This is a genomic window from Novosphingobium sp. (genome assembly GCF_030696665.1).
Lineage (GTDB): Bacteria > Pseudomonadota > Alphaproteobacteria > Sphingomonadales > Sphingomonadaceae > Novosphingobium.
In genome coordinates this window covers 1-21,075 of record NZ_JAUYRV010000039.1, presented here as the reverse complement: position 1 = coordinate 21,075, position 21,075 = coordinate 1, and the positions used below count along the sequence as shown (strand labels likewise).

Sequence of the window (21,075 nt, the reverse complement as noted above, 5' to 3'; positions counted from 1 at the left end):
CCTGAGGTGGCGATGTCAGGCGGACATGGTCCGTGGGTCGAGAAGTTTGTATTTAATCGGGCGCGTGCGGTCGACTTTCATTGCAAAATTGCATGCAATTGTGCAGACTGACAATCGGACGGGTGGATTCCAACCGCGATGACGCCTGCCACGGCCCGTCGCGTATGTCTTGGGCTGCGAATTTGCTGGGAAGAGGAACCTGAATTGATCGACTTGGCGCCAGCGACAGCGAATGGACCGCTAGCGGGATACCGCGTGCTCGAATTCGGCACCAATGTCTCGGCCCCGTTTGCCGCGATGCTGCTTGGCGATCAGGGCGCAGACGTGATCAAGGTGGAAACCGCAGGCGGCGATCAAACCCGTGGTGCCGGCAGCCTGCGTTCCGGCGTTGCGGGGATTTCGTCGTATTTCATGAATGTCAACCGCAACAAGCGTTCGATTGTGGTCGATCTCAAGGCGGCCGATGGGCTTGCAGCAGTGAGCGCGCTGGCTGCGACGTGCGATGTCGTCATCCAGAACTACCGGCCTGGGGTCGCCGACCGGTTGGGCATCGGCTATGAAGCGATCAAGGCGCTAAGGCCTAATATCGTCTACGTTTCGATCGACGGAATGGGGACGGCAGGCACGGCGGCAAAGCGGCGCGTGTATGATATTGTCATCCAGGCGATGTCCGGCTTCGCCGCCACGCAGGCTCCGATCGCAACGGGTGTGCCCGCACTGGTAAACAATGCCGTCACTGACAAGATTACCGCGCTCAATGTCTGGCAAGGGGTCACTGCGGCCTTGCTGCACCGGGAGCGGACCGGGCTCGGTCAACATGTTCAGGTTAGTATGCTTGATGCGGCGTTGGCGTTTTTGTGGCCTGACGCGATGACGGGCATTACATTCACAGGGGACGGAGTGATCAAGCTGGCCTCGCCTGCGGAGATCAAGTTCATCCATCCAACGAAAGACACGCACATCGTGGTTGGGTTCTTCGGGCCGGACGAATGGGCCGCGCTGTGCAATGTCACCGGCATGTCCGAACTGATCGACGAGCCTCGCTTTCGGACGCTCAAAGATCGGCTGGAGAACATCGCTGACGTAAACCGCATTTTGTCGACCGCGTTCCTTTCACGGACGACGGCGGAATGGGTGCCGTTGCTTGAAGCTGCCGATGCGGTGTTTGCGCCCGTCAATTCGCCCGATGACCTGCTGCAAGACCGAGCGATTGCAGAGGCGGGCATTCTGGAAGACTTCGACCATCCTGCGACCGGTGGCTATCGCCAGCCACGCCACCCGGTACGCTTCAGCGAAACGCCGGCCTCGATCCGCAGCCATGCGCCAATGCTGGGTGCCGATACCGCCGACATCCTGGGGGAACTGGGGCTTTCACCCGACTGAGTTCAGGCGCTTCGATTGGCAACGACTTCGGTGGCCAGCGGGACAAGGTGCTGGCCGATCTGATGCAGCAGGTCGGCGCGCTGATAAGTGATTTTCCAGCCCAAGTCGGTGCGCCGGAGCCTGTGATGATAGGTGCCCCATGCTTCCCACACTTCGCTGTTCAGAAAATGGACGGCGCGTGACTGCGAAATGCAACTGGCTTCATCACCCTGAAGGCTGACCTGGAAATTGGTGACCTGATGCTGCCGCTTGTCGAAGCCGGGCAAGAAAGTGGCAAGGCGTTCGCGGTGCTCTTTTACGGGCACGCCTGCTGATCCTGGCCCCATGACCGAGCTGTAATCGATCACAGCATCATCGGTGAAGCATGCCAGTGCGGCAGCTGGTTCATTGAGGTCAGAATTGATCGTAACCGCGCATATCACGTCTTGGATGGCGAGGCGGTCCTCGATCTGGCGAAGTCTTTCAGGAATGCCATCACCGGCGACGGCTAATTGATCGGTCATGGTGGGGAACTCCTTTGGCAAAGCTGACGATGCTGCAAGGCAACTGGCCCAAACGGGTTTGCAGCATTGTCTCCGGGGGCAACATCGCCCCCGGAGAGGAGTGCTGGATCAGTACTTGAAGGTCAACTCAGCGCCCCATGTGCGCGGTGCAGCAGGAGCATACTGATCGCCGTTGGTGGTCGCCACCTGCCAGACCGAATACTTGGTTTTGGTCAGGTTCTTGGCGAACAGGTTGATCCCCCAGCGGTCATCCTCGGCAGACCAGCCGAGCTGCGCATTGAGCAACCCGTAGGAAGGCTGCTTGAGCCGGTTGTCTGGCTCCCAGAAGAACCCGGAATTGTGCACGTAGTTGGCATTGGCGTTAACCTTGCCACCAGCCATCGGGTGCGACATGAAAGCGCCGACATTCAACGTCGTGTGCGGCGACCGGGTCAGGTCGTTTCCGGTCAGTGTACCGCCCTGCAGGATGCTGGTGGTGCCGTTGGGATTGCGGACCGAAAACTGCGCCCCGGTGAACTCGTTATACTTGGTGTCGAGGAAGGCCGCGCCAAAGCGCAACCGCAGCCAGTCGGTGGCGACCAGTTCGCCGTCGATATCTATGCCCTTCACGTCGGCGCTGGTCGCGTTGGTGATGAACAAGGAACTGCCCGAAAGTTTGGTCAGCTGGATGTTCTTGTACTTATAGATGAACCCGGCACCGTTCAGACGGAGGCGGCGATCGAGAGCTTCGATCTTGAAGCCGACTTCATAGGCATCGATCGATTCCGAACGGAAAGGCGGGGCAAATGGTGCTGTTGTATTGAAGTTTCCGCTCTTGAACCCGCGATTGTACGATGCATATGCCATGACGTCGGAAGTGAAATTGTGCGCAAGGCTCACCCGCCAGGTGGGTTTGCCTTCAGAGAACGACGGATAAGTCGTCCGTGGCGCGAGGTTGAGGATGACGTTGTTGTCGCCCGGATCGCTGGTGCCGACCAGATCGGTGCTGCCGGTGATGGTGCGCTTGTCATGCGTGTAACGGATACCACCGGTCAGTTTGGTGGCTTCACCCAGTGGCACGGTCACTTCACCAAAGACCGAATAAGACTGGGTTACGATGTCACCCTTGATAAGCACGCCCGTGCCGCCCACGTCGGCACCGTAGAGGCCGAGTCCGACGGGACCGTCGAAGCCGGACTTGTCGCGCATATAGAACGCGCCGACAATCCAGCCGATCGGGCTGGAGGATGGGGAAAGCAGCTGCAATTCCTGCGTGAAGGTGCGATAGGTCTGGTTGTCGATCAGTACATCGATCTGGCGGACCGGGGTCGTGTCGTTGTCAAACGCCTGCACGACCTGGGTCTTGCGATAGGCAGTGATCGAATTCACGCTAAACGCGCCGAAATCGTGCATGATGTTGAGCGAGCCGCCGCCCTGCTTGGTGTTCACGTATTCGTCGTAGCCGGAACGGTTGTTGTAAAATCCTGCAGTCGGACCTTTGCCATCGGCACCGATGGCACCTGGCAGGATATTCTTGACCGAACCGATGTCGATGCCCTTTGTCTGGCTGTAATCGGCGCTGAGCTTGATCGTGGTTGCATCGGTGGGGGTGAACACGAACTTGCTGCGGGCAGCGAAGTCATTCCCGCCAAAACCGATGTCACGGTTAAGGTTGATGTTGCGGCCCCAGCCATCGGACTGATGTTTGTAGATTACCGCGATATCGGCAGCAGCGTTGTCGCCAAGGCCGGTGGTTCCATAAAGCCTGGCACCGACGGTGTTATAACTGCCATAGGAAACGCCGCCTTCGATTTTGGTGTCGTGGCTGGGATCGCGCGTGATGATGTGGATCAGGCCCCCTGTGGCATTGCGCCCGAACAGGGTACCCTGAGGACCCTTGAGTACTTCAACACGTTCAATATTGTTGAAGGAAAACAGCGATCCGTAGACTGAGCTGATGTAGACGCCGTCAACGTAAGTGGCGACAGCGGCTTCTTGCCCGACGGTGTTGTCAGTGGCGCCGACGCCGCGGATGAACGGGGTAAGCGCGGCAGACTGGTTGGCCATCATCAAGCCCGGGGTCACTGAAGCCAGATCTTGCGCATTGGCGGTGCCGGTGGCGTTGAGATCGGCTGCGCCGAATGCGGAGATGGCGATCGGGACATCCTGCAGCTTTTCGCTGCGGCGGTTGGCGGTTACGACGATGTCGGCGATCTGTGCTGTGCCGTCGGAGGCCTCCGCGGCGTTTTCTGCTGTGGCCTGTGCATCCGAACCTTGCTGCGCAAACGCTGGGGTTGCCGCGGCGAGCGCCGCGCCTGCAGTCAATAACAAGTGCAGTTTAATGCGTTTCATCTCGATTCCCTCTCCCTGTCCGGCGTGTATGTTCCACGCCAGTACGACACAGTTCTTGCTGCTTGCAAAGTTGTATGCAATGTTTGCCAGAGACACAACTGAATTGTTCCACGGTCCAAGCGCCTATCGGTAGGGTGCGAAGCCGATGGTTGGGCAACCATTTTGGAATGTGAAGGAAAGTGGCGGAAAACCCACAGTTCTTGCGGGTGCTGGATGGGAAAAACTGACCATTCGACAGCTGCAGGAATCGCGACAAGGGAAAACCAAAAGGCGGCGAATCGTGAGGTTTCCTACTTCGGTGTGCAATCTTCGGCAAGTTTCGGCAGTCGCGAAGGTTGGGAGAAATGTTCATTCTGGCGCACAGGCTTTCTGTGCGACCGGCGGTTTGGGAGTTTGGGTGTGGGAACGAAGGCAATGGATCGCCCGTCAGCAAAGGCTATCGATCAAGGGCGGGTGCGGGAGGAATTACTTGGAGCATCCGATGAGCAGATCGATGCTGCAGTACGAACGTCGGATGCCATGGCCTTGCGTGGGCTGATCTACCAGCTCACGGGCGACGAGGCGCTGGCCAGCCTGGACACAGTGCGGCAGCGGATATTCATGGCCGAGGCCGCGATTCCGGCTACGGCCGCAGACGCCGAGGCGATCTTTACGCGTGCCGCTGCGTTCCTCAAGCGCTACCGCGACGAAGGCGCGCTGCCGATTGGCCCCGGCCCGGAGGACCGTCTGGCGAAGAGCCTTGCGCTGGCGGCGGGCCAAGCGCTCAATCCCGATGAACTGGACATGTGGATCGAAGAGACGGCGATCGATGCGTGGGCACGGTCGCTGGTCTGGCCGGCCACGCCATCGCCCGAGGCGTTGAACGGTTTTTCCGTGGCAGTGATTGGGGCGGGGATGGGCGGACTTGGTGCAGCGGTGCAGTTGCAACGCGCGGGCATCCCGTTCGTCATCCTTGAAAAGAACGACGATGTTGGCGGGACGTGGTTCGAAAACCGCTATCCCGGCGCGCGCGTCGATACGCCGAGCCGGGCCTACACCCACATTTTTGGCGCGGATTACGTGTTTGACTACCCGTTTTCGCCGCAGGACCAAAACGAAGACTATTTCCGCTGGGTCGCCGATACGCACGACTTGCGCCGCAAGGTCGAATTCAGGACCGAAGTACGCAGCATGACGTGGAGCGAGAGCGAGGCGCTTTGGATCATTGAGGCGGTGACCCCGGATGGTCCGCGCACTTGGCGCGCGAATGGGGTGATTTCGGCAACGGGCTTGCTGGCGCGGCCCAACATCGCCGAATTCCCAGGCGAGGAAGCGTTCAAAGGACCGATTTTCCACACAGCCCGCTGGCCGCGCGACCTAGATTACACGGGTAAGCGCGTGGCCGTAATCGGAACGGGCGCGACCGGCTACCAGATGGTGCCGGAAATGGCGCGAGAGGCAGAACATGTGGTGATGGTGCAGCGCAAGCCACAGTGGATATTCGAGGTTCCGGGCTATCTGGCACCGCTCAACCCCGAAGTGACCTGGCTTGATCGCAACCTGCCGTATCATATCAACTTCATGCGGTTCCGCACCAACTGGCTGACCGGCGAGCATGTTTATGGTGAGGTGTTCAACCTGGACCCGGCGTGGACGAGCGACGACGGCATCAGTCGCAGCGCCCTGAATGCCGACGTGATTGCTGGGCGAAAGGCTTACATCACGGAAAAGTTTGCTGGGCGGCCCGATCTTGCCGCGGCGATGACGCCGCCGCATCCGCCATTTTCGGCACGGCCAATCCTGGTCGATGCCGGATACAACATCTATGATGCGCTGCTGGGCGACAAGGTGACGCTGGCCAGCGGTTCGGTTGACCGCATCACACAAGATGGCTTGGTGGTTGCGGGGCAGGAGTATGCCGCCGACATCATCGTCAAGGCTACAGGATTCCGCGCCAACGACCTGTTGTGGCCGATGGAAATCACTGGCCGCGACGGCCTGACGGTTGAGCAATTGTGGGCCAAGGACGGATGCCGCGCGCATGTGGCGGGCAGCACGATGCCGGGGTTTCCCAACATGTTCGTGATCTATGGCCCCAACACCAACCCGGCGCAGGGCGGCGGGATCGTAAACCACGAGGAAATGGTCACGCGGTTTGCGCTCGAATGCTTTGCCAACCTGATCCTGACTGGCCAGAAATCTGTAGAGGTTAGCCAGATTGCGTTCGATGCGTACAACGCAAAGCTGGACCAGCGCGAGCGGCTTAAGATCTACACCGATGATCGCGCGCAGAATTTCTTTATGAACAATTACCGTCGGTCTTCGGTCATGTGTCCGTTTGGCCCCAGTGAGTTGTGGAAAATGCTGCGCGAGCAAAATCAGGGCGACATGATCTTTTCCTGAGTATCGCCCCCCTTATTGTGATGGAGCCGAGAAGTGTCCGTACTGGATCGCGTGGATGCCGAATACCTGCCGGTGATTAAGCTGGTGCCGCCGATAGACCTTGCCGATATTGCAGCGGCTCGAACCGCATTGCAGGCAGTATTCGCGATGGCCGGAACGCCCGATCCGCACCCTGGTGTGGATCGTTCCGATCATGCGATTCCCAACGCGCCCGGCGCGCCTGATGCCCTGATGCGCCTATTCAGACCGCGTGGCGTGACAGGGGACCTGCCGGGGTTGGTGTGGATTCAGGGCGGCGGATATGTTCTGACGTCGGCCAATCCGGACGATGTGTGGTGCGAGCGCATTGCACATGATCTGCAATGCGTCGTGGCGTCTGTGATCTGGCGGCGCGCGCCCGAACATCCGTTCCCCGCGGCACATGATGATTGCTTTGCAGCGCTGCGGTGGATGGTTGCCAATGCGGCGACATTGGGGGTGGATGCCGGGCGGATCGTGGTTGGCGGGGCAAGTTCAGGCGGCGGCGCAGCAGCCTCGGTTGCCCTGCGCGCCCGCGACGAAGGTTTGCCGTTGCGCCACCAGTTGCTGATATATCCCATGCTGGACGATCGTAACGCCACACGGTCGAGCCATCTGGTGACCGATCCGGAACTGTGGAACCGCAGCAACAATATCCTTGCCTGGCAGGCCTATCTGGGCGCGGCCTATGGCACCGACGAGGTTTCGCCTTTTGCGGCTCCTGCGCGGGCATCAGACCTTGGCGGGCTGGCTCCGGCGACGATCCTGACAGGCGAGCTTGACCTGTTTGTTGACGAGAATCTTGCCTATGCCCAGCGCCTGCTGGCAGCGGACGTGCCGACCGAGTTCCACATGTACCCGGCGGTGCATCATGGGTTCGACGTGCACAATCCGGACGGCCATCAGGCAAAGCGGATGCTGGCGGACCGCGACGATGCACTGCGCCGGGCCTTTGCCTGACAGGCAGCGGGGCCGGATTGATTTGCAAAATGCCAAAGGGCGCAAAACGATAATCGGGAGTTTGGTGATGAACGGGTCAGCGGCAGAAAAAGTCATTCTGATAACTGGGGCAGCGACCGGGATCGGCGCGGCGACTGCGCGCGAATTTGTCGCGCGTGGCTTCACGGTTGTGGGTGCCGATATCGATCGAGCGGCGGGCGAGGCGCTGTTCGCGGAGCTTGGCGCACCGCATGAATTCCGCATGCTTGATGTGCGCGATGCGGCGGCATGGCACGCAATCGTGGGCGCGATTATCGATCGCCTCGGGCGGCTGGACGTGTTGCACCTTAACGCAGGCGTGATGATGCGGCCGAAGGGCGCGGCGATCATGGATGACCCGCTGGCGTGGTTTACGCCCGAAACATTCTGCAAGGTGCGCAGCGTAAATCTTGACGGGGTGGCGTTCGGGATCATAGCGGGGATGGCGGTGCCGGGGCTGAGCCGGATTATCGTGACCGCATCGGGCGCCGCGTTGCTGCCGCTCGATATCGATCCGTGCTATACGGCGACCAAGTATGCCGTGCTGGGGCTGTCTTTGGCACTGGAAAAGCCGCTGGCGGCACGCGGCATCCGGATCGACGTGATCTGTCCGGGCGCGATCGATACCAGCCTGACCGCGCCCGACGTACGCGAAGTGGTTCATCAGGAAGACCCTGCCTTCATTGCACGCTCGGTGGCTACTATCGTCACCAGCGATGCACCCGGCCCGGTGTGGATGGCGTTCACCGAAAAAGACGGGCTACAGCGCTATGATGTTCCGGGTTTGCCCGGAATGTCCGGTGCGCTTGACGTGACAGACGCAGCCTGACCAATTTCCGTGCATTGTCCCAGCCTTTTTGGCAGGGTCTATGCAATCCAGGCAGGCGTGAGAAACAAGAGGGCCGAATGACCAGTTCCAAGGTGCAGTCCAGGACGTCTTTCGACGGCGATCGATCGCCGTCGTTGACTGTTGACCGGGTGCAGGAGCAGCAATCCAATCTCGTTCGTCAACAGATGGTGGTGAACCAGATACGCGAGATGATTCTTGCTGGGGAGTTGGGAGCCGGGGAAAAGCTTACTGAAGTTTCGATGAGTGAAAGGATGGGGGTGTCGCGGACGCCCATTCGCGAAGCGCTGATCGTCTTGTCTGAAGAGGGCCTTGTTGAATACCGGCTAAACCGGGGGTATTCGGTACGCGAATTTACGATTAAATATGTACTGGATGCGTACATAACGCGCGAGGCCATCGAAAGTGTGGCGTGCCGGCTCGCCGCCGAAAAAGGACCTAGTGAGGACGTTCGCGCCGAAATGAAGGCGCTGCTAATCGATGCGGACAGGATACTGTCGCAAGGCGGCCTCAAGGATGAATACAAGCCTGCGCTGCGCGAGAACAATCACCGGTTTCATCAGCTGATCTTTCAGACTGCGGACAACGAAGTGCTGACGCAGGCCTTGCAGACCGCGACCAACATTCCCTATTCGTCAAGCCGGGTGGCGCACTGGTTCCGCGAGGACGACCCCGATGGGCTGTATTCGCTGCGTGCTTTCCACGCTCAGCATCACGCGATTTACAAGGCGATTTGCAACGGTGAGGGTTATCGCGCCGAGACGATCATGCGCGGTCATATTGCCAATGCAGCCGAACAGATCCGGGAACAACTGGTGAAGGCCGGACGATTGGACGAAACCGCGCAGGCGGCTGAAGCACATGGCAGTGCCGCACCGGCGCGCCGTGGAAGTGCTGCGAAAGACTGACGCCGGACTGGCGCTATCTGTAAACACGGGAGGTCGCCTTGATCGTTGAACGGCGCCGCTATTCTATCGCCCGCGGGCAGATGGACAGGATGCACCATCGGATGCAGCAAATGCTGCTGCCGATGTTCGCTCAGCACGGTATTCCGTTGCCCATCGCCATCTGGGAGGACCGCGACGGGAGCTCGCTTCTGACTTGGCTGATCGAGTGGCCGAGCTTCGATGCGCGGCAGGCGCTGTGGGCGAATTTCTACCCGCATTTCTACGCCGCGCGCGCGCTGGAGACTGGCGAGGAGTTTGTCACCCGCACCGACCTGACTCTGGTTGCGCCGTGGCCGGACCGCGCATTTGCGTTTCCTGCCGCGCAGGATGCATGCGAGAGCGCCTGGCATCCTCAACTGCCAATCGGGCAGGGCGCTGCGTTTCGACAGGCGTTAAGCGGCGCGGCCACCGACATCTTTGCCGATGCCGGAGCGATTGGGGTTAACGTCTGCGATCTGGTGTTCGGACCGTTGCCGGCGGCCATGATCATCGTGAGCTGGCCAGACGCCAACGTCCGCCGCGAGGGCATGGTGCGGCTGGCCGCAATGCCCGTGCCGTCAAGCCTTGCGGCCGCGCTCGGGCACAGCGAGGGTGCGCTTACGAGTTGTGGGCTGTGGGAAGAGTTCGACAGGATGGACTATCTGCCCAGCTGGCGGCTTGGCTAAGCCGCCAATCTTTCATTCCAGCAAGTTGCGCGCGCGCAGCCAGCTTTGCACCATGGTGACCGCCTGCCCGAGTTCGGCAGACTGATCCGAGTAATAGTGGTTGGCCCCGTGGATCATTCCGAACTGTTTGTCCACGCTTGATACCGCGTCGTGGAACAGCCGGGTATGGGGCTGCGGAACCGCGTCGTCAGCGGAGTTTTCGATCGCTAGCAATGGCACGGTGATCTGAGGCGCGTTGTCCAGCGCCTTTGCCTGGGTATCGTCGAACGACCATTGTGACAGCCACGCGCGCAAGGTCGAGAACCGCGCGACACCAGCGGGGCTGCTGTTTGATGCTTGTGGATCGCCCATGAAGCACCAGCTGGTCTTGCGATCATTCCGGTCGATGGTGGCATCGAGCCAGCGCGGATCCGCCATCGTGCGGTGCGTCAGCAGGCCGCGTTCGATCTCGCCGGTGCGGCCCGACTTGAGATCGTCGAGCAGTTCCTTGACCAGCACAGTGCGCCGCCGGATGCGGGTAAGTTGCGCGGCGCGGAAATGGTCGAGATAGGTCTGGTCATAGGGGGGCTTGTGCGGATTGCGCGGGTCGTAGAGGTCCAGTTCGGGATCGCGCAGCGTGGGATCATGCTCATCGAGCACCGACGGATCGATGAAATCGGCGAGTACGTCGGCGCGCGAAAGGTGCGCGGCCTGCCAGATCATCGCATCGCCCGGTATCAGCCCGCTAAGGTCGACCGGTTCGCCCGAGGGGGTTTGCGTTACCGTGGGCCGCTCGGCCTGCGCCTGGTAGAAGGCAGACAGCGATCCGCCGCCCGACCAGCCCGCGACAATGATCTTCTCGTAGCCCCAGACCTCCTTGGCGTGCCGGACGTAAGCGGCATAATCGAGGAGGATCTTTTCCATGATCAGCGGCGTGTCGTTGCGAGCGTAGCGGCTGCCAGCGCACAGCACGTGCATTCCGGCGGCTGCCATGGCGCGTGGCACAGGCAGCAACTGGAGCGTGGACGCCGGGTGCATGTAAATCAGCAGCGTACGCGACGGGATCTTTGCAGGCTTGAACAGGATGCCTTCGAGATTGACGAAGCCCTGCGTGCCCTGAAACCCGTATACTTCGCGCATGGCGCTGGTTTCACGGTAGGCGACGTGTACCCATTCGGCCGAAACCGCGTTCATTGGCGTATCCATGTTTACTGGCTGTGATCGGCCCGCGGGGCAGCTTAGGCGGGAATTAACCGCAACGGCAGGGTTTGCAGCGTGCGCATGGTGTTGAGCGGGCGGTAGGTCGGCACGCCCGCCGGTTCTATCCGCTCGATCCGGTCAAGCAGCGCATTGAGCACGCTTTCGGCTTCCATCCGCGCGATCAACTGCCCGATGCATAAATGAATGCCTTGGCCAAACGCGAGATGCCCCGCCGCCGAGCGGGTGATGTCGAATTCATCAGGCCGTTCCCAGCGCCGCGGGTCGCGGTTGGCAGAGCCAGCGAAGACTTGGATCTTTTTGTCCGCTTCGAGCCTGAAGTCGCCCAGCGTGACTTCGCGCGTCGTCGTGCGGTACCAGCTCTGGATCGGCGTTTCGAGGCGGATCACCTCATCGAAGATCAGCTTGAGCTTTGAGCGGTCCTGCCGCAGCTTTGCCCAGAATTCGGGGCGCTCCGACATGATCCTGATCGTGCTGGCAATGCCGCTGATGGTCGTGTCCATGCCGCCGCGCAGGACCGTGCGGACCAGCCCGCGCGCCACACCTTCTTCAAGCTCGCCTGCGTCTTCTGCGTCATAGACTTGTTCACTGAAGCTGCCCGGCGTGATACCTTCGCGTCCTTGGACGGCGTTGAACCATTCCGAGATGGATTCAAGTTGCCGGGCCGACTGTTCGAACAGCGCGTTCTTGGGGCCAAGTGCGTTGAAGTTGAAATTGCCGACGATCACCATGTTTTCGCGGTGGGGCTCCAGCCCAAGCGAGGCGGGGAAGTTTTCGATAACGAAAGCTTCGGCGATGTCGCGTGCGCCATCCACATCCTGCTGGTCGCACAGCCGGGCCACAAGATCGGCCGCCCCCGCAGCGTAAGTCCGTTGCCAGCTCTTGATGATCTTGGGCGAGATGATCTTGCTGACAACGCCGCGACGTGAGGTGTGCAAAGGGGGATCGGCTTCGACCAGCGGACCGGGCTCACGCCAGCCGCCCGGCTTGCGGATGTCGCTGAGGCCAGCCCCTGCGGTTGACGTGAATGTTTCCCAGTCGCTAAGCACTGATCGCACTTCGGCGTGGCGGCCCACTGCGTAAGTATCGTACTTTTCGACATAAACGACAGCGCCGGTTTCGCGCAACTGCTCGTGAAAATCGTAGGGGTCGAGGATATTGGCTAGGTCGAATGGGTCCGCTTCCAGCTGGGGAATGGATGTTACCGGAGCCAGATCGTTCATGAAAAACTCTCCATCAGGCTTACTGGGTTAAGCCGGTCGTTTTGCCGCCAACCCGAATTACGCCGGAATGTCGGGTGTTTTGTATAACCGCCGAGGTATCACGCAACGCCATCGCTCCGCAATGCCATAATCGATTTATGTATGCAATCATGGTCTAGGTGCGGCTGAAATGGGCCTCAATTTGCTTTAGAGAGCAAATATTGTTGCCTGTACGGACTGCTATGCATACAACTCTGCAGCGAAGCGGTCGGCACCGCCGCTATGCGGGGTACCTGCAGCCCGCGAAAACGGGCCGGAGCGATCTGGAGAGGATGTAAATGTCAGAGCTTGAAGCAGGCGGTCTGGTCGGTTCGCAAAAAGGAAGGCCTGACGATGCCCGCATTCGCGCTGCGATTGCCGTGGCTGATCCCAATTTGCTGCGCCTGACGTTGCACCAGTTGACCGGTAATCCCCGGTTGGCTGAAATGCAGGTGGCTGGTACGCCGCTTTGGGCCGGCGCGCTATTTACGTATACGCTGGCGCCTGAGTACCATGACGAGGTACGCGAACTGGCGTTCGAATACCTCACCCGGAACTGGGGGACCGTTGACGAGGACGCGTTCAAGTCTCCCGCCAGCGTGCGACCGACAATGGAACTGTTCGGCCACGGCCCGCTGTCTGAGCCTGAATTCCTGATGGGTTACGAAGAGGCCGCGTTTGATGCTTTCCCGCGTGAGGTGAGGTGGACGGAGAAGCCCGCGCCGGAGGTACTTGACCGCTATCACGTGATCATTGTCGGTGCGGGGTTGAGCGGTCTTTGCGCCGCGATTCATCTTGAGCAGCTGGGGATGCGCTATACCATCATCGAGCGCCGATCGGGGTTGGGTGGAACCTGGCATTTCAACAACTACCCCGAAGCCCGGGTAGATTCGACCAGTCTGATCTACCAGTACAAGTTCGAGAAAAAATACCCATGGTCCGAGTTCTTTGCTTCAGCTGGTGAGACGCTGAAGTATCTCGAATATTGCGCCCACAAATACAATGTTGCCGACAAGATCGTGTTCAACACCACGGTTGAGAAAGGGGCTTGGGACGAAGTTTCGGGCAAGTGGCAGTTGACGTTGCGCGGCAGTGATGACGCCTTGCGCACCATGGACGGCGCGTTCGTTATCAGCGCGGGCGGGATGTTCAGCACGCCCAAGCTACCCGATATCGCAGGGATCGATACATTTGCCGGCGACGTGATCTTTTCGACTAACTGGAACTCGGACATCGTCCTGGCGGGCAAGCGGATCGCCCAGATTGGCACCGGTGCCAGCGGCGTCCAGTTCATGCCCTATCTTGCGCGCACTGCGAAAAGCGTGACGGTGTTCCAGCGTTCGGCCAACTATGTCCTGCCGATGGAGGGCTATCGCGAAAGCTTCCCGGCGGACCTGCAGTGGATGTTCGAGAATTACCCGCTTTACTGGCACTGGCACAGCTACGGGATGCACTTCCTGAATGCCCAGCTTGAACTGCTGCAGGAACAGGACCCGGAATGGCAAAGCCGGGGCGGGGTGGTCAACGAACGCAATGACAGCCTGCGCGATACGGCACTCGGATACATCAATGAAGTACTGGCCGACCGCCCCGATCTGATCGAGAAAGTCACACCCAAGTTCCCGCCGATGGCCCGCCGCCCGACCGTGGACAACGGTTGGTACGCCGCGCTCAAGGCCGACCATGTGACGCTGGTCACCGATCCCATAGATCACGCGACCCCGGCCGGTCTCGTCTCTGCCGACGGTACCCTCCACGAGGCCGATGTGCTGGTCTGTGCCACCGGGTTTTCGACCACGCGCTATCTGTGGCCCGCGCACTATACCGGGCGCGATGGAGCTACATTCGACGAATTGTGGGAGGCCGATGGCCCACGCGCCTATCTTGGGCTGACTGCGCCGGGCTTTCCCAACTTTTTCATGTTCTTCGGCCCCAATTCGCAAGGGCGTTCGGGATCGTTCTATTCGATGGCCGAATCCTGGACCCGCTTCACCCTGAAAATGATCGTCAGGACAATCGAGCAAAATGGCCGCGCCGTGGAGGTCCGCCGCGAGGCATTCGATGCGTTCAATCGTGAGGTCGATGCCAAGACCAGCGAGTTGGTATGGGAAAAATTCGGTCAGGGCTTCTACTACCTGACCGCGCAGGGCCGCTCGTTCATTAACACGCCGTGGCGCGGGGCCGAGATTTTCGCCCGGCTGCGCGATCCTATCTTTGACGACTTTGAAATCCGCTAACCGGTTTCGTCGTTGGGCGATCCGACGCTCCCGAGAATCAGCGTCACTTGGTTTTAGCGGGCGCCAGCGCTGCCGATGCGACCACGACAAAATAGCATATGGACGAAAGGGACCTGCGTGAACTTCGTATCAGGGACGATCCGGGCGCTTCTTCGCGCCAATGGACCAGAGAGATCGTGAGTGGTCAGATTCAGGGTGTTGGGCACGCTCGCACATCGAAAATCGCCGATAAGGTAGAAACGTTTGTTCGCAATATCGTGATCCCTTACGAGTCTGATCCCAGGCGCGATCATCATGGCGGGCCAACTGATGCGCTGGTGATGGAGATGAGGACCAAGGCGCGGGAGGCGGGAGTCTTGACCCCGCACATTCGTCCTTCGGGTGAACACCTGAGTCAGCGCGAAACAGCACTGGTGTTGATTGCGTCGGGTCTTTCGCCGCTTGGCCCACTTGCCTGCAACACGATGGCACCCGACGAAGGCAACATGTACCTTATCGGTCACGTCGCCGATGCCGCTCTGAAAGAGCGATTCCTCAAGCCGATGATCGAGGGGCGCGCGCGTTCGGCGTTCTTCATGACCGAGCCGGCTGAATTGAACGGCGCGGGTTCCGATCCCTCAATGATGATCACGACTTGTCGTAGGGACGGCAACCACTGGGTCGTCAACGGCAAAAAGTGCTTCATTACCGGTGTAGATGGCGCAAAAGTGGGCATCGTCATGGCCAAGTCGGAAGACCCGGACAGTCTGGGCGGGGCTTGCATGTTCCTTGTCGATTTGCCCGATCCGGCAATCCGGATCACGGATGTGCCCAACACCATCGACACTTCGATGCCGGGCGGTCACGCCACGGTCTCCATCGACAACTTGCGCATCCCGGTAGACCAGATGTTGGGCGAGGCGGGTGAAGGCTTCAAGTATGCACAGATCCGCCTTTCACCGGCCCGCCTATCGCATTGCATGCGTTGGCTGGGCGCCTGCATCCGTGCCAACGAAATAGCTGTAGATTATGCCAATCGCCGCACGGCCTTTGGCAAACACCTTATCGATCACGAGGGCGTAGGTTTTATGCTGGCAGAGAACCTGATCGACATTCGCCAAGCAGAACTGACCATCGATTGGTGCGCTGGTGTGCTTGATTCAGGCAGCCTTGGCACGGTTGAAAGCTCCATGACCAAGGTTGCGGTATCAGAATCCCTGATGCGCATTGCTGACAAATGCGTGCAAGTTATGGGCGGGACCGGTGTAACCGACAAGACAATCGTCGAGCAGGTGTTCCGCGAAGTGCGTGCATTCCGCATCTATGACGGGCCGACCGAGGTCCACAAATGGTCGCTTGCCAAGAAGATCAAGCGTGACTGGAAAGCTGCGCAATGACAGAGGCGCACTCCGCAGTCGATCAGATCAGTAATCTTGGCACCTCTGCTGTGCGCGAGAGTTTCAGCTTTGACGAGGATGCGTTGGCCCGCTGGATGGGGGCGCATGTCGAGGGCTACGCAGGCCCGCTGGCGGTTGAACAGTTCAAGGGCGGACAATCCAACCCGACCTACAAATTGGTGACCCCCGCCAGAACCTATGTTTTGCGCCGCAAGCCGCCGGGCGATCTGCTCAAAGGTGCCCACGCTATCGAGCGCGAGGCGCAGGTCTTGTCGGCTTTGGCGGACACGGGTGTGCCCGTGGCGAAAGTCTATGGGCTTTGCACCGACGACAGCATCATCGGCAGTTGGTTTTACGTGATGGAGATGGTCGAAGGCCGCATCTTTTGGGACGCGACTTTTCCCGATGTGCCGCGTCAGGATCGCGCCGCTTATTTTGACGCGATGAACGCCACGATCGCTGCCTTGCACAATGTCGATTATAAAGTGGCGGGCCTGAGCGACTATGGCAAGTCGGGCAATTATTATGCCCGCCAAATCGCACGCTGGTCGCGGCAATACCATGAAGATGCCGATGCCGGGCACGATGAAGGTATGGATCGTTTGATCGCATGGCTACCCACCGCCATCCCGGCGGGCGACGAGACGAGCGTTGTGCATGGCGATTTCCGCTGCGATAATCTAATTTTCCATCCTAGCGAGCCGCACGTGTTGGCGGTGCTCGATTGGGAATTGTCTACGCTTGGCCATCCATTGGCCGACTTTGCCTATCATGCCATGATGTATCGCATGCCGCCCGACATCGTGGCAGGGCTGGCAAGGGCGGATTTGTCAGTTTTAGGCATTCCCTCGGAGGCCGACTATATCGAGGCCTATTGCCGCCGCACGGGCCGGACCGACATCGCTGGCTTTGATTTCGCGCTTGCCTTCAATCTGTTTCGGCTGGCGGCCATTTTTCATGGGATCAAAGGCCGGGTTATCCGCGGCACTGCGGCTTCGAATAATGCCAGCGAGCGCGTCAAAGCGCTGCCCGCGCTGATCGCCATGGCTTGCGCCCAGATGGACGCCTGCGCCTAGCATCCACTTGCCCACGCCTCTCTGTGGAGACTTCGCCGTGTCTGGCCTACGTACGCTTTATGAAAAAATCTGGGATTCCCACGTTGTTCATCGCAGGGATGACGGGACATGCCTGCTCTACATCGACCGCCACCTTATCCATGAGGTGACCAGCGCGCAGGCGTTTGACGGGCTGCGCGCTAATGGACGGTCGGTGCGGCGCCCCGACCTTACCCTTGCGGTGCCAGACCACAATCTGCCGACAACGCCGCGCGTTGACGGCAGCGGAGCGCGCATGACTATTGCCGACATGGATTCGGCGGCGCAGCTCGAAGCGCTGGAGCGCAATGCGCCCGAATTCGGCATCCGCTATTTTGGCGCGACAGCGCCGGAGCAGGGAATCGTCCATGTCGTCGGCCCCGAGCAAGGCTTTTCCTTGCCCGGCACCACGATTGTGTGCGGCGATAGCCATACCTCGGCGCATGGCGGCATTGGCGCTCTGGCCTTTGGCATTGGCACATCCGAGGTCGAACATGTGCTGGCCACGCAGACGCTCCAGCTTACCCCTTCCAAGACGATGGAAGTGCGCATTGATGGCAGTCTTGGCTATGGGGTCACCCCCAAGGATATCATTCTGGCCGTGATCGGGCGAATGGGTGCGGGTGCCGGAACTGGCCATGTCATTGAATACACCGGATCGACCTGCCGCTCCATGTCGGTCGAGGGCCGCCTGACGATCGCCAATATGTCGATCGAGGCCGGCGCGCGGGCCGGAGTCTTCGCGCCCGATGAAACGACATTTGCCTATCTCAAGGGCCGTCGTTTTGCTCCCAAGGGCGCGGATTGGGAGCGCGCCGTTTCGGCATGGTGCGCGCTGGCAACCGATGCCGGGGCGAGCTATGACAAAGTGGAAATCTTCGATGCCGGAGCTATCGCCCCCACCGTGACCTGGGGCACGAGCCTCGATGATGTTGTGCCGATCACCGGCTGCGTGCCCGATCCTGAAAGCATGGCCGATCCGGCACGGCGAGAATCGATGCGCAAGGCTATCGGCTATATGGGGTTAGCGGCGGGTCAGCGGATGCAGGACATTGCTGTGCAGAACATCTTTATCGGAAGTTGCACCAACAGTCGGATCGAGGATCTGCGCGCTGCCGCGCAGGTTGTCCGGGGCAGGCATATCGCGCCAGAGATCCGCCAGGCGATTGTTGTGCCGGGTTCGGGGTTGGTCAAGCGTCAGGCGGAGGCAGAAGGGCTTGACCTGATCTTTATCGAGGCCGGCCTTGAATGGCGCGAGCCGGGCTGTTCGATGTGTCTGGCGATGAACCCCGACAAAGTGCCGCCGGGAGAACGGTGCGCCTCGACTTCCAACAGAAACTTCGTCGGGCGGCAGGGGCCGGGATCGCGCACCCATTTGATGTCGCCGATCATGGCCGCCGCCGCTGCCGTCACGGGCCGCCTTGCCGATGTGCGCGACTGGATGGGAGTGGTTTGATGAAACCGGTCAAGGAAGTTTTTGGGCGTGCTTATCCGCTGGGTCGGGATAATGTCGATACGGACATCATTCTACCTGGGCGCTTCCTCAAGACCATTACACGTAGCGGGCTGGCGAGTGCTGCCTTTGAATCGATCCGGGCCGAGCCAGGAAATATTTTCGAAAATCCGGTCTGGAAAGGCGCGCCTATCGTGATCGCCGGTCAGAATTTCGGCTGCGGTTCCAGTCGGGAGCATGCCGTCTGGGCTATGATGGATCTGGGCATTCTGGCTGTCATCGCGGAGAGCTATTCCGACATTTTTTCAGGCAATGCCTTCAAGAATGGAATGGTGACGATTACTCAGCCGCGCCACAACATTGTGCGGCTACTGGATTGGGCGCAGGTAGGCGCAATTGCGATCAGCTTACTTTCCCAAACGATTACTTTCGGCGACGAGAACGTGGAATTTCACGTCGATCCTTTTCGCAAAGAATGCTTGCTTAAGGGATTGGACGAGATTGGCCTCACTCTTGGTTTTGATGCTGATATCACGGCATTTGAACAAGATTTGTCGCAAAGGCAGCCTTGGATAGCACTACCCTTGTGAGATGCAGAAAAACGCAAAGCCGATCCGTTGGGCAAGAGACCGTCCGTAGGATGCGCCTCTGTCCTGCGGCAGAGTGTGCACGGCGGTGATGAAATAAGCGACTGGAACGCCGGTATTGTGCTGAGCGTGGCGGAGTAAAAACCGGCCAGTGGTAAGGTTGCCCATTTGAGGGCGGCCAGGATGATAGCATCACGTCCGACGCGCTTGTGCAGGCGAACGTGCCGGAATACTCAACCGCAAGACTCTCAATACGATCGAGGGACTGCCGGGGGACAGGTCACAGGAGATAGCGGTGAGCAGGTTGAAGCGTAAGGAATATGAGGCTGAACTGGAGCCTTTGCAGCGCGAACTGGTCGGGCTTGCGCGGTGGATCGTTGCCGAAAAGAAACGACTGGTGGTTATTGTGGAAGGCCGTGACAGTGCTGGCAAAGGCGGGGCGATCGCCGCTATTCGCCAGCATCTCAACCCGCGCCAGGTTCGCACGGTTGCGTTGGCGAAGCCGACCGAGCGTGAGGCCGGCCAGTGGTATTTTCAGCGATATGTGGAACACCTTCCGACCGCTGGCGAAATCGTGCTGTTTGATCGCAGTTGGTACAATCGCGCCGGGGTCGAACAGGTCATGGGCTATGCCTCCCAAGATCAGGTCGATGCTTTCCTCGAAGCGGTGCCCAGCTTTGAGAAGATGTTGGTTGATGATGGCATTATTCTGCTCAAGTACTGGCTGTGCTGTGATCAGGCCAAGCAGGAAGAGCGATTTGCCGAACGGCACAAAGATCCCCTGAAAGGTTGGAAGCTGTCACCGATCGACGTGAAGGCGCGCGAACAGTACGATGCCTATACGCAGGCACGTGAGGTCATGCTCGCAGCAACGCACAGGCCCGGCGCGCCATGGACGTTGGTGGATTTCAACGATCAGAAGGTGGGTCGCCTGACATTGATCCGCGATCTTCTGGACAGCATACCAGACCATAACGTTGCTGAAGAGATAGTGGAACTGCCAGCGCTTGAAGGGAAACTTTCGACCGAGACTTTCAGCGTTGTCAAACCATTGAAGCGTTTTCGGATGGAATGAGCACTTGCGGGCTTTCGTACCGAGGCCATGTGCCTTGTAATCCACCGTCAAAATGGCATGGGCATGAGATGTAGTTAGCCTTGGGCAATCGGAAGGACGGCGAAACAATGGTGGGGCTTCTCAAGACCATTATGGGCAGTGGCGCCACCGCGCTTGTAGCGACCGCAGGACTGGCGGCGTTCACCGCATGGAACGGCAAGCGCGCCGAACAATTGGTGCCGCCCGAAGGGCAATTTGCCGATGTGAAGGGTGGTCGTCTGCACTACCTCGACATTGGTGAAGGAGCGCCGATCGTTCTGGTTCATGGTCTTGGCGGTCAGTTGCGCAACTTCACGTATGCCTTGAGTGAGCTTCTATCGCCGCAACACCGGCTTATCCTGGTCGACCGGCCAGGCTCGGGATATTCGACCTACGCAGGCGACGGAAATCGTGGTCTTGCCGCGCAGGCGGCGATGATTGTCGAGTTGATGGACCAACTTGGGCTGGACCGGCCGTTGGTGGTGGGCCATTCGCTCGGTGGTGCCATTGCCTTGGCAATGGCGCTCAGCCATCCCGGAAAGACGAGTGGCCTTGCACTGCTCGCACCGCTCACGCAGCCCATCGAGGCGGTCCCGCAAGTGTTCAAGGCGCTCGATCTGAGTTCGCCAATTGCCCGCACCGTGCTGGCATGGACGCTGGCAGCACCCGCAGGGCGTCTTGGAGCAGATGCAGCGAATGCCGAGATATTCGGCCCCGAACCAGTCCCCGCCGATTTCGAGACG

The 21,075-nt window shown here is 59.7% G+C and carries 17 protein-coding genes; 13 read left to right on the top strand and 4 right to left on the bottom strand.

Going from position 1 to position 21,075, the window contains the following annotated elements; all coding sequences use genetic code 11:
- Positions 1 to 204: 204 nt before the first annotated feature.
- On the top strand, positions 205 to 1,383 hold the full coding sequence (locus Q8R81_RS10260) for a CaiB/BaiF CoA-transferase family protein (protein WP_305617490.1): 1,179 nt from the start codon (positions 205 to 207) through the stop codon (positions 1,381 to 1,383).
- Positions 1,384 to 1,385: 2 nt separating this feature from the next.
- On the opposite strand, the gene Q8R81_RS10255 is transcribed toward Q8R81_RS10260, so the two are convergent.
- A complete protein-coding gene (locus Q8R81_RS10255) occupies positions 1,386 to 1,886 on the bottom strand; it encodes a nuclear transport factor 2 family protein (RefSeq protein WP_305617488.1) in 501 nt (166 codons plus the stop codon).
- A gap of 108 nt (positions 1,887 to 1,994) precedes the next feature.
- Complete coding sequence (locus Q8R81_RS10250; RefSeq protein WP_305617486.1) at positions 1,995 to 4,217, bottom strand: TonB-dependent receptor; 2,223 nt, start codon at positions 4,215 to 4,217, stop codon at positions 1,995 to 1,997.
- 414 nt (positions 4,218 to 4,631) lie between these two features.
- On the opposite strand from Q8R81_RS10250, the gene Q8R81_RS10245 reads away from it, so the two are divergent.
- From Q8R81_RS10245 to Q8R81_RS10225, 5 genes are all read left to right on the top strand, one after another.
- Entirely contained in the window at positions 4,632 to 6,599 is a 1,968-nt protein-coding gene (locus Q8R81_RS10245) for an NAD(P)/FAD-dependent oxidoreductase (RefSeq protein WP_305617484.1), read from the top strand.
- 33 nt (positions 6,600 to 6,632) lie between these two features.
- A complete protein-coding gene (locus tag Q8R81_RS10240; RefSeq protein ID WP_305617481.1) occupies positions 6,633 to 7,577 on the top strand; it encodes an alpha/beta hydrolase in 945 nt (314 codons plus the stop codon).
- Positions 7,578 to 7,644: 67 nt separating this feature from the next.
- Positions 7,645 to 8,424, top strand: a complete 780-nt coding sequence (locus tag Q8R81_RS10235; protein WP_305617479.1) for an SDR family oxidoreductase — start codon at positions 7,645 to 7,647, stop codon at positions 8,422 to 8,424.
- A gap of 77 nt (positions 8,425 to 8,501) precedes the next feature.
- Entirely contained in the window at positions 8,502 to 9,350 is an 849-nt protein-coding gene (locus Q8R81_RS10230; RefSeq protein WP_305617477.1) for a GntR family transcriptional regulator, read from the top strand.
- A 38-nt stretch (positions 9,351 to 9,388) separates the two neighbouring features.
- Complete coding sequence (locus Q8R81_RS10225) at positions 9,389 to 10,054, top strand: NIPSNAP family protein (RefSeq protein WP_305617475.1); 666 nt, start codon at positions 9,389 to 9,391, stop codon at positions 10,052 to 10,054.
- 12 nt (positions 10,055 to 10,066) lie between these two features.
- On the opposite strand, the gene Q8R81_RS10220 is transcribed toward Q8R81_RS10225, so the two are convergent.
- Entirely contained in the window at positions 10,067 to 11,227 is a 1,161-nt protein-coding gene (locus Q8R81_RS10220) for an alpha/beta hydrolase (protein WP_305617474.1), read from the bottom strand.
- A 44-nt stretch (positions 11,228 to 11,271) separates the two neighbouring features.
- A complete protein-coding gene (locus Q8R81_RS10215; RefSeq protein ID WP_305617472.1) occupies positions 11,272 to 12,474 on the bottom strand; it encodes a cytochrome P450 in 1,203 nt (400 codons plus the stop codon).
- A 317-nt stretch (positions 12,475 to 12,791) separates the two neighbouring features.
- Here Q8R81_RS10215 and Q8R81_RS10210 point away from each other — a divergent pair, with 317 nt between their 5' ends.
- From Q8R81_RS10210 to Q8R81_RS10180, 7 genes are all read left to right on the top strand, one after another.
- Positions 12,792 to 14,729 (top strand): NAD(P)/FAD-dependent oxidoreductase, encoded by a 1,938-nt coding sequence (locus Q8R81_RS10210; RefSeq protein ID WP_305617470.1) that lies wholly within the window; start codon positions 12,792 to 12,794, stop codon positions 14,727 to 14,729.
- Between the two features lie 356 nt (positions 14,730 to 15,085).
- Positions 15,086 to 16,105 carry an acyl-CoA dehydrogenase family protein gene (locus Q8R81_RS10205; protein WP_305617468.1) on the top strand — a complete coding sequence of 340 codons (1,020 nt, stop codon included), beginning with the start codon at positions 15,086 to 15,088 and terminating at the stop codon, positions 16,103 to 16,105.
- Positions 16,102 to 17,181, top strand: a complete 1,080-nt coding sequence (locus Q8R81_RS10200; protein ID WP_305617466.1) for a phosphotransferase family protein — start codon at positions 16,102 to 16,104, stop codon at positions 17,179 to 17,181. The genes Q8R81_RS10205 and Q8R81_RS10200 overlap by 4 nt, the downstream gene beginning before the upstream one ends.
- Before the next feature lie 37 nt (positions 17,182 to 17,218).
- Entirely contained in the window at positions 17,219 to 18,655 is a 1,437-nt protein-coding gene (gene leuC, locus Q8R81_RS10195) for a 3-isopropylmalate dehydratase large subunit (protein WP_305617464.1), read from the top strand.
- Positions 18,655 to 19,242 (top strand): 3-isopropylmalate dehydratase small subunit, encoded by a 588-nt coding sequence (leuD, locus tag Q8R81_RS10190; protein ID WP_305617462.1) that lies wholly within the window; start codon positions 18,655 to 18,657, stop codon positions 19,240 to 19,242. Before leuC ends, leuD begins: the two co-directional genes overlap by 1 nt.
- 337 nt (positions 19,243 to 19,579) lie before the next feature.
- A complete protein-coding gene (ppk2, locus tag Q8R81_RS10185) occupies positions 19,580 to 20,314 on the top strand; it encodes a polyphosphate kinase 2 (RefSeq protein WP_371135352.1) in 735 nt (244 codons plus the stop codon).
- 107 nt (positions 20,315 to 20,421) lie between these two features.
- On the top strand, positions 20,422 to 21,075 hold a 654-nt coding region (locus Q8R81_RS10180; RefSeq protein WP_305617458.1), incomplete at its 3' end, for an alpha/beta fold hydrolase.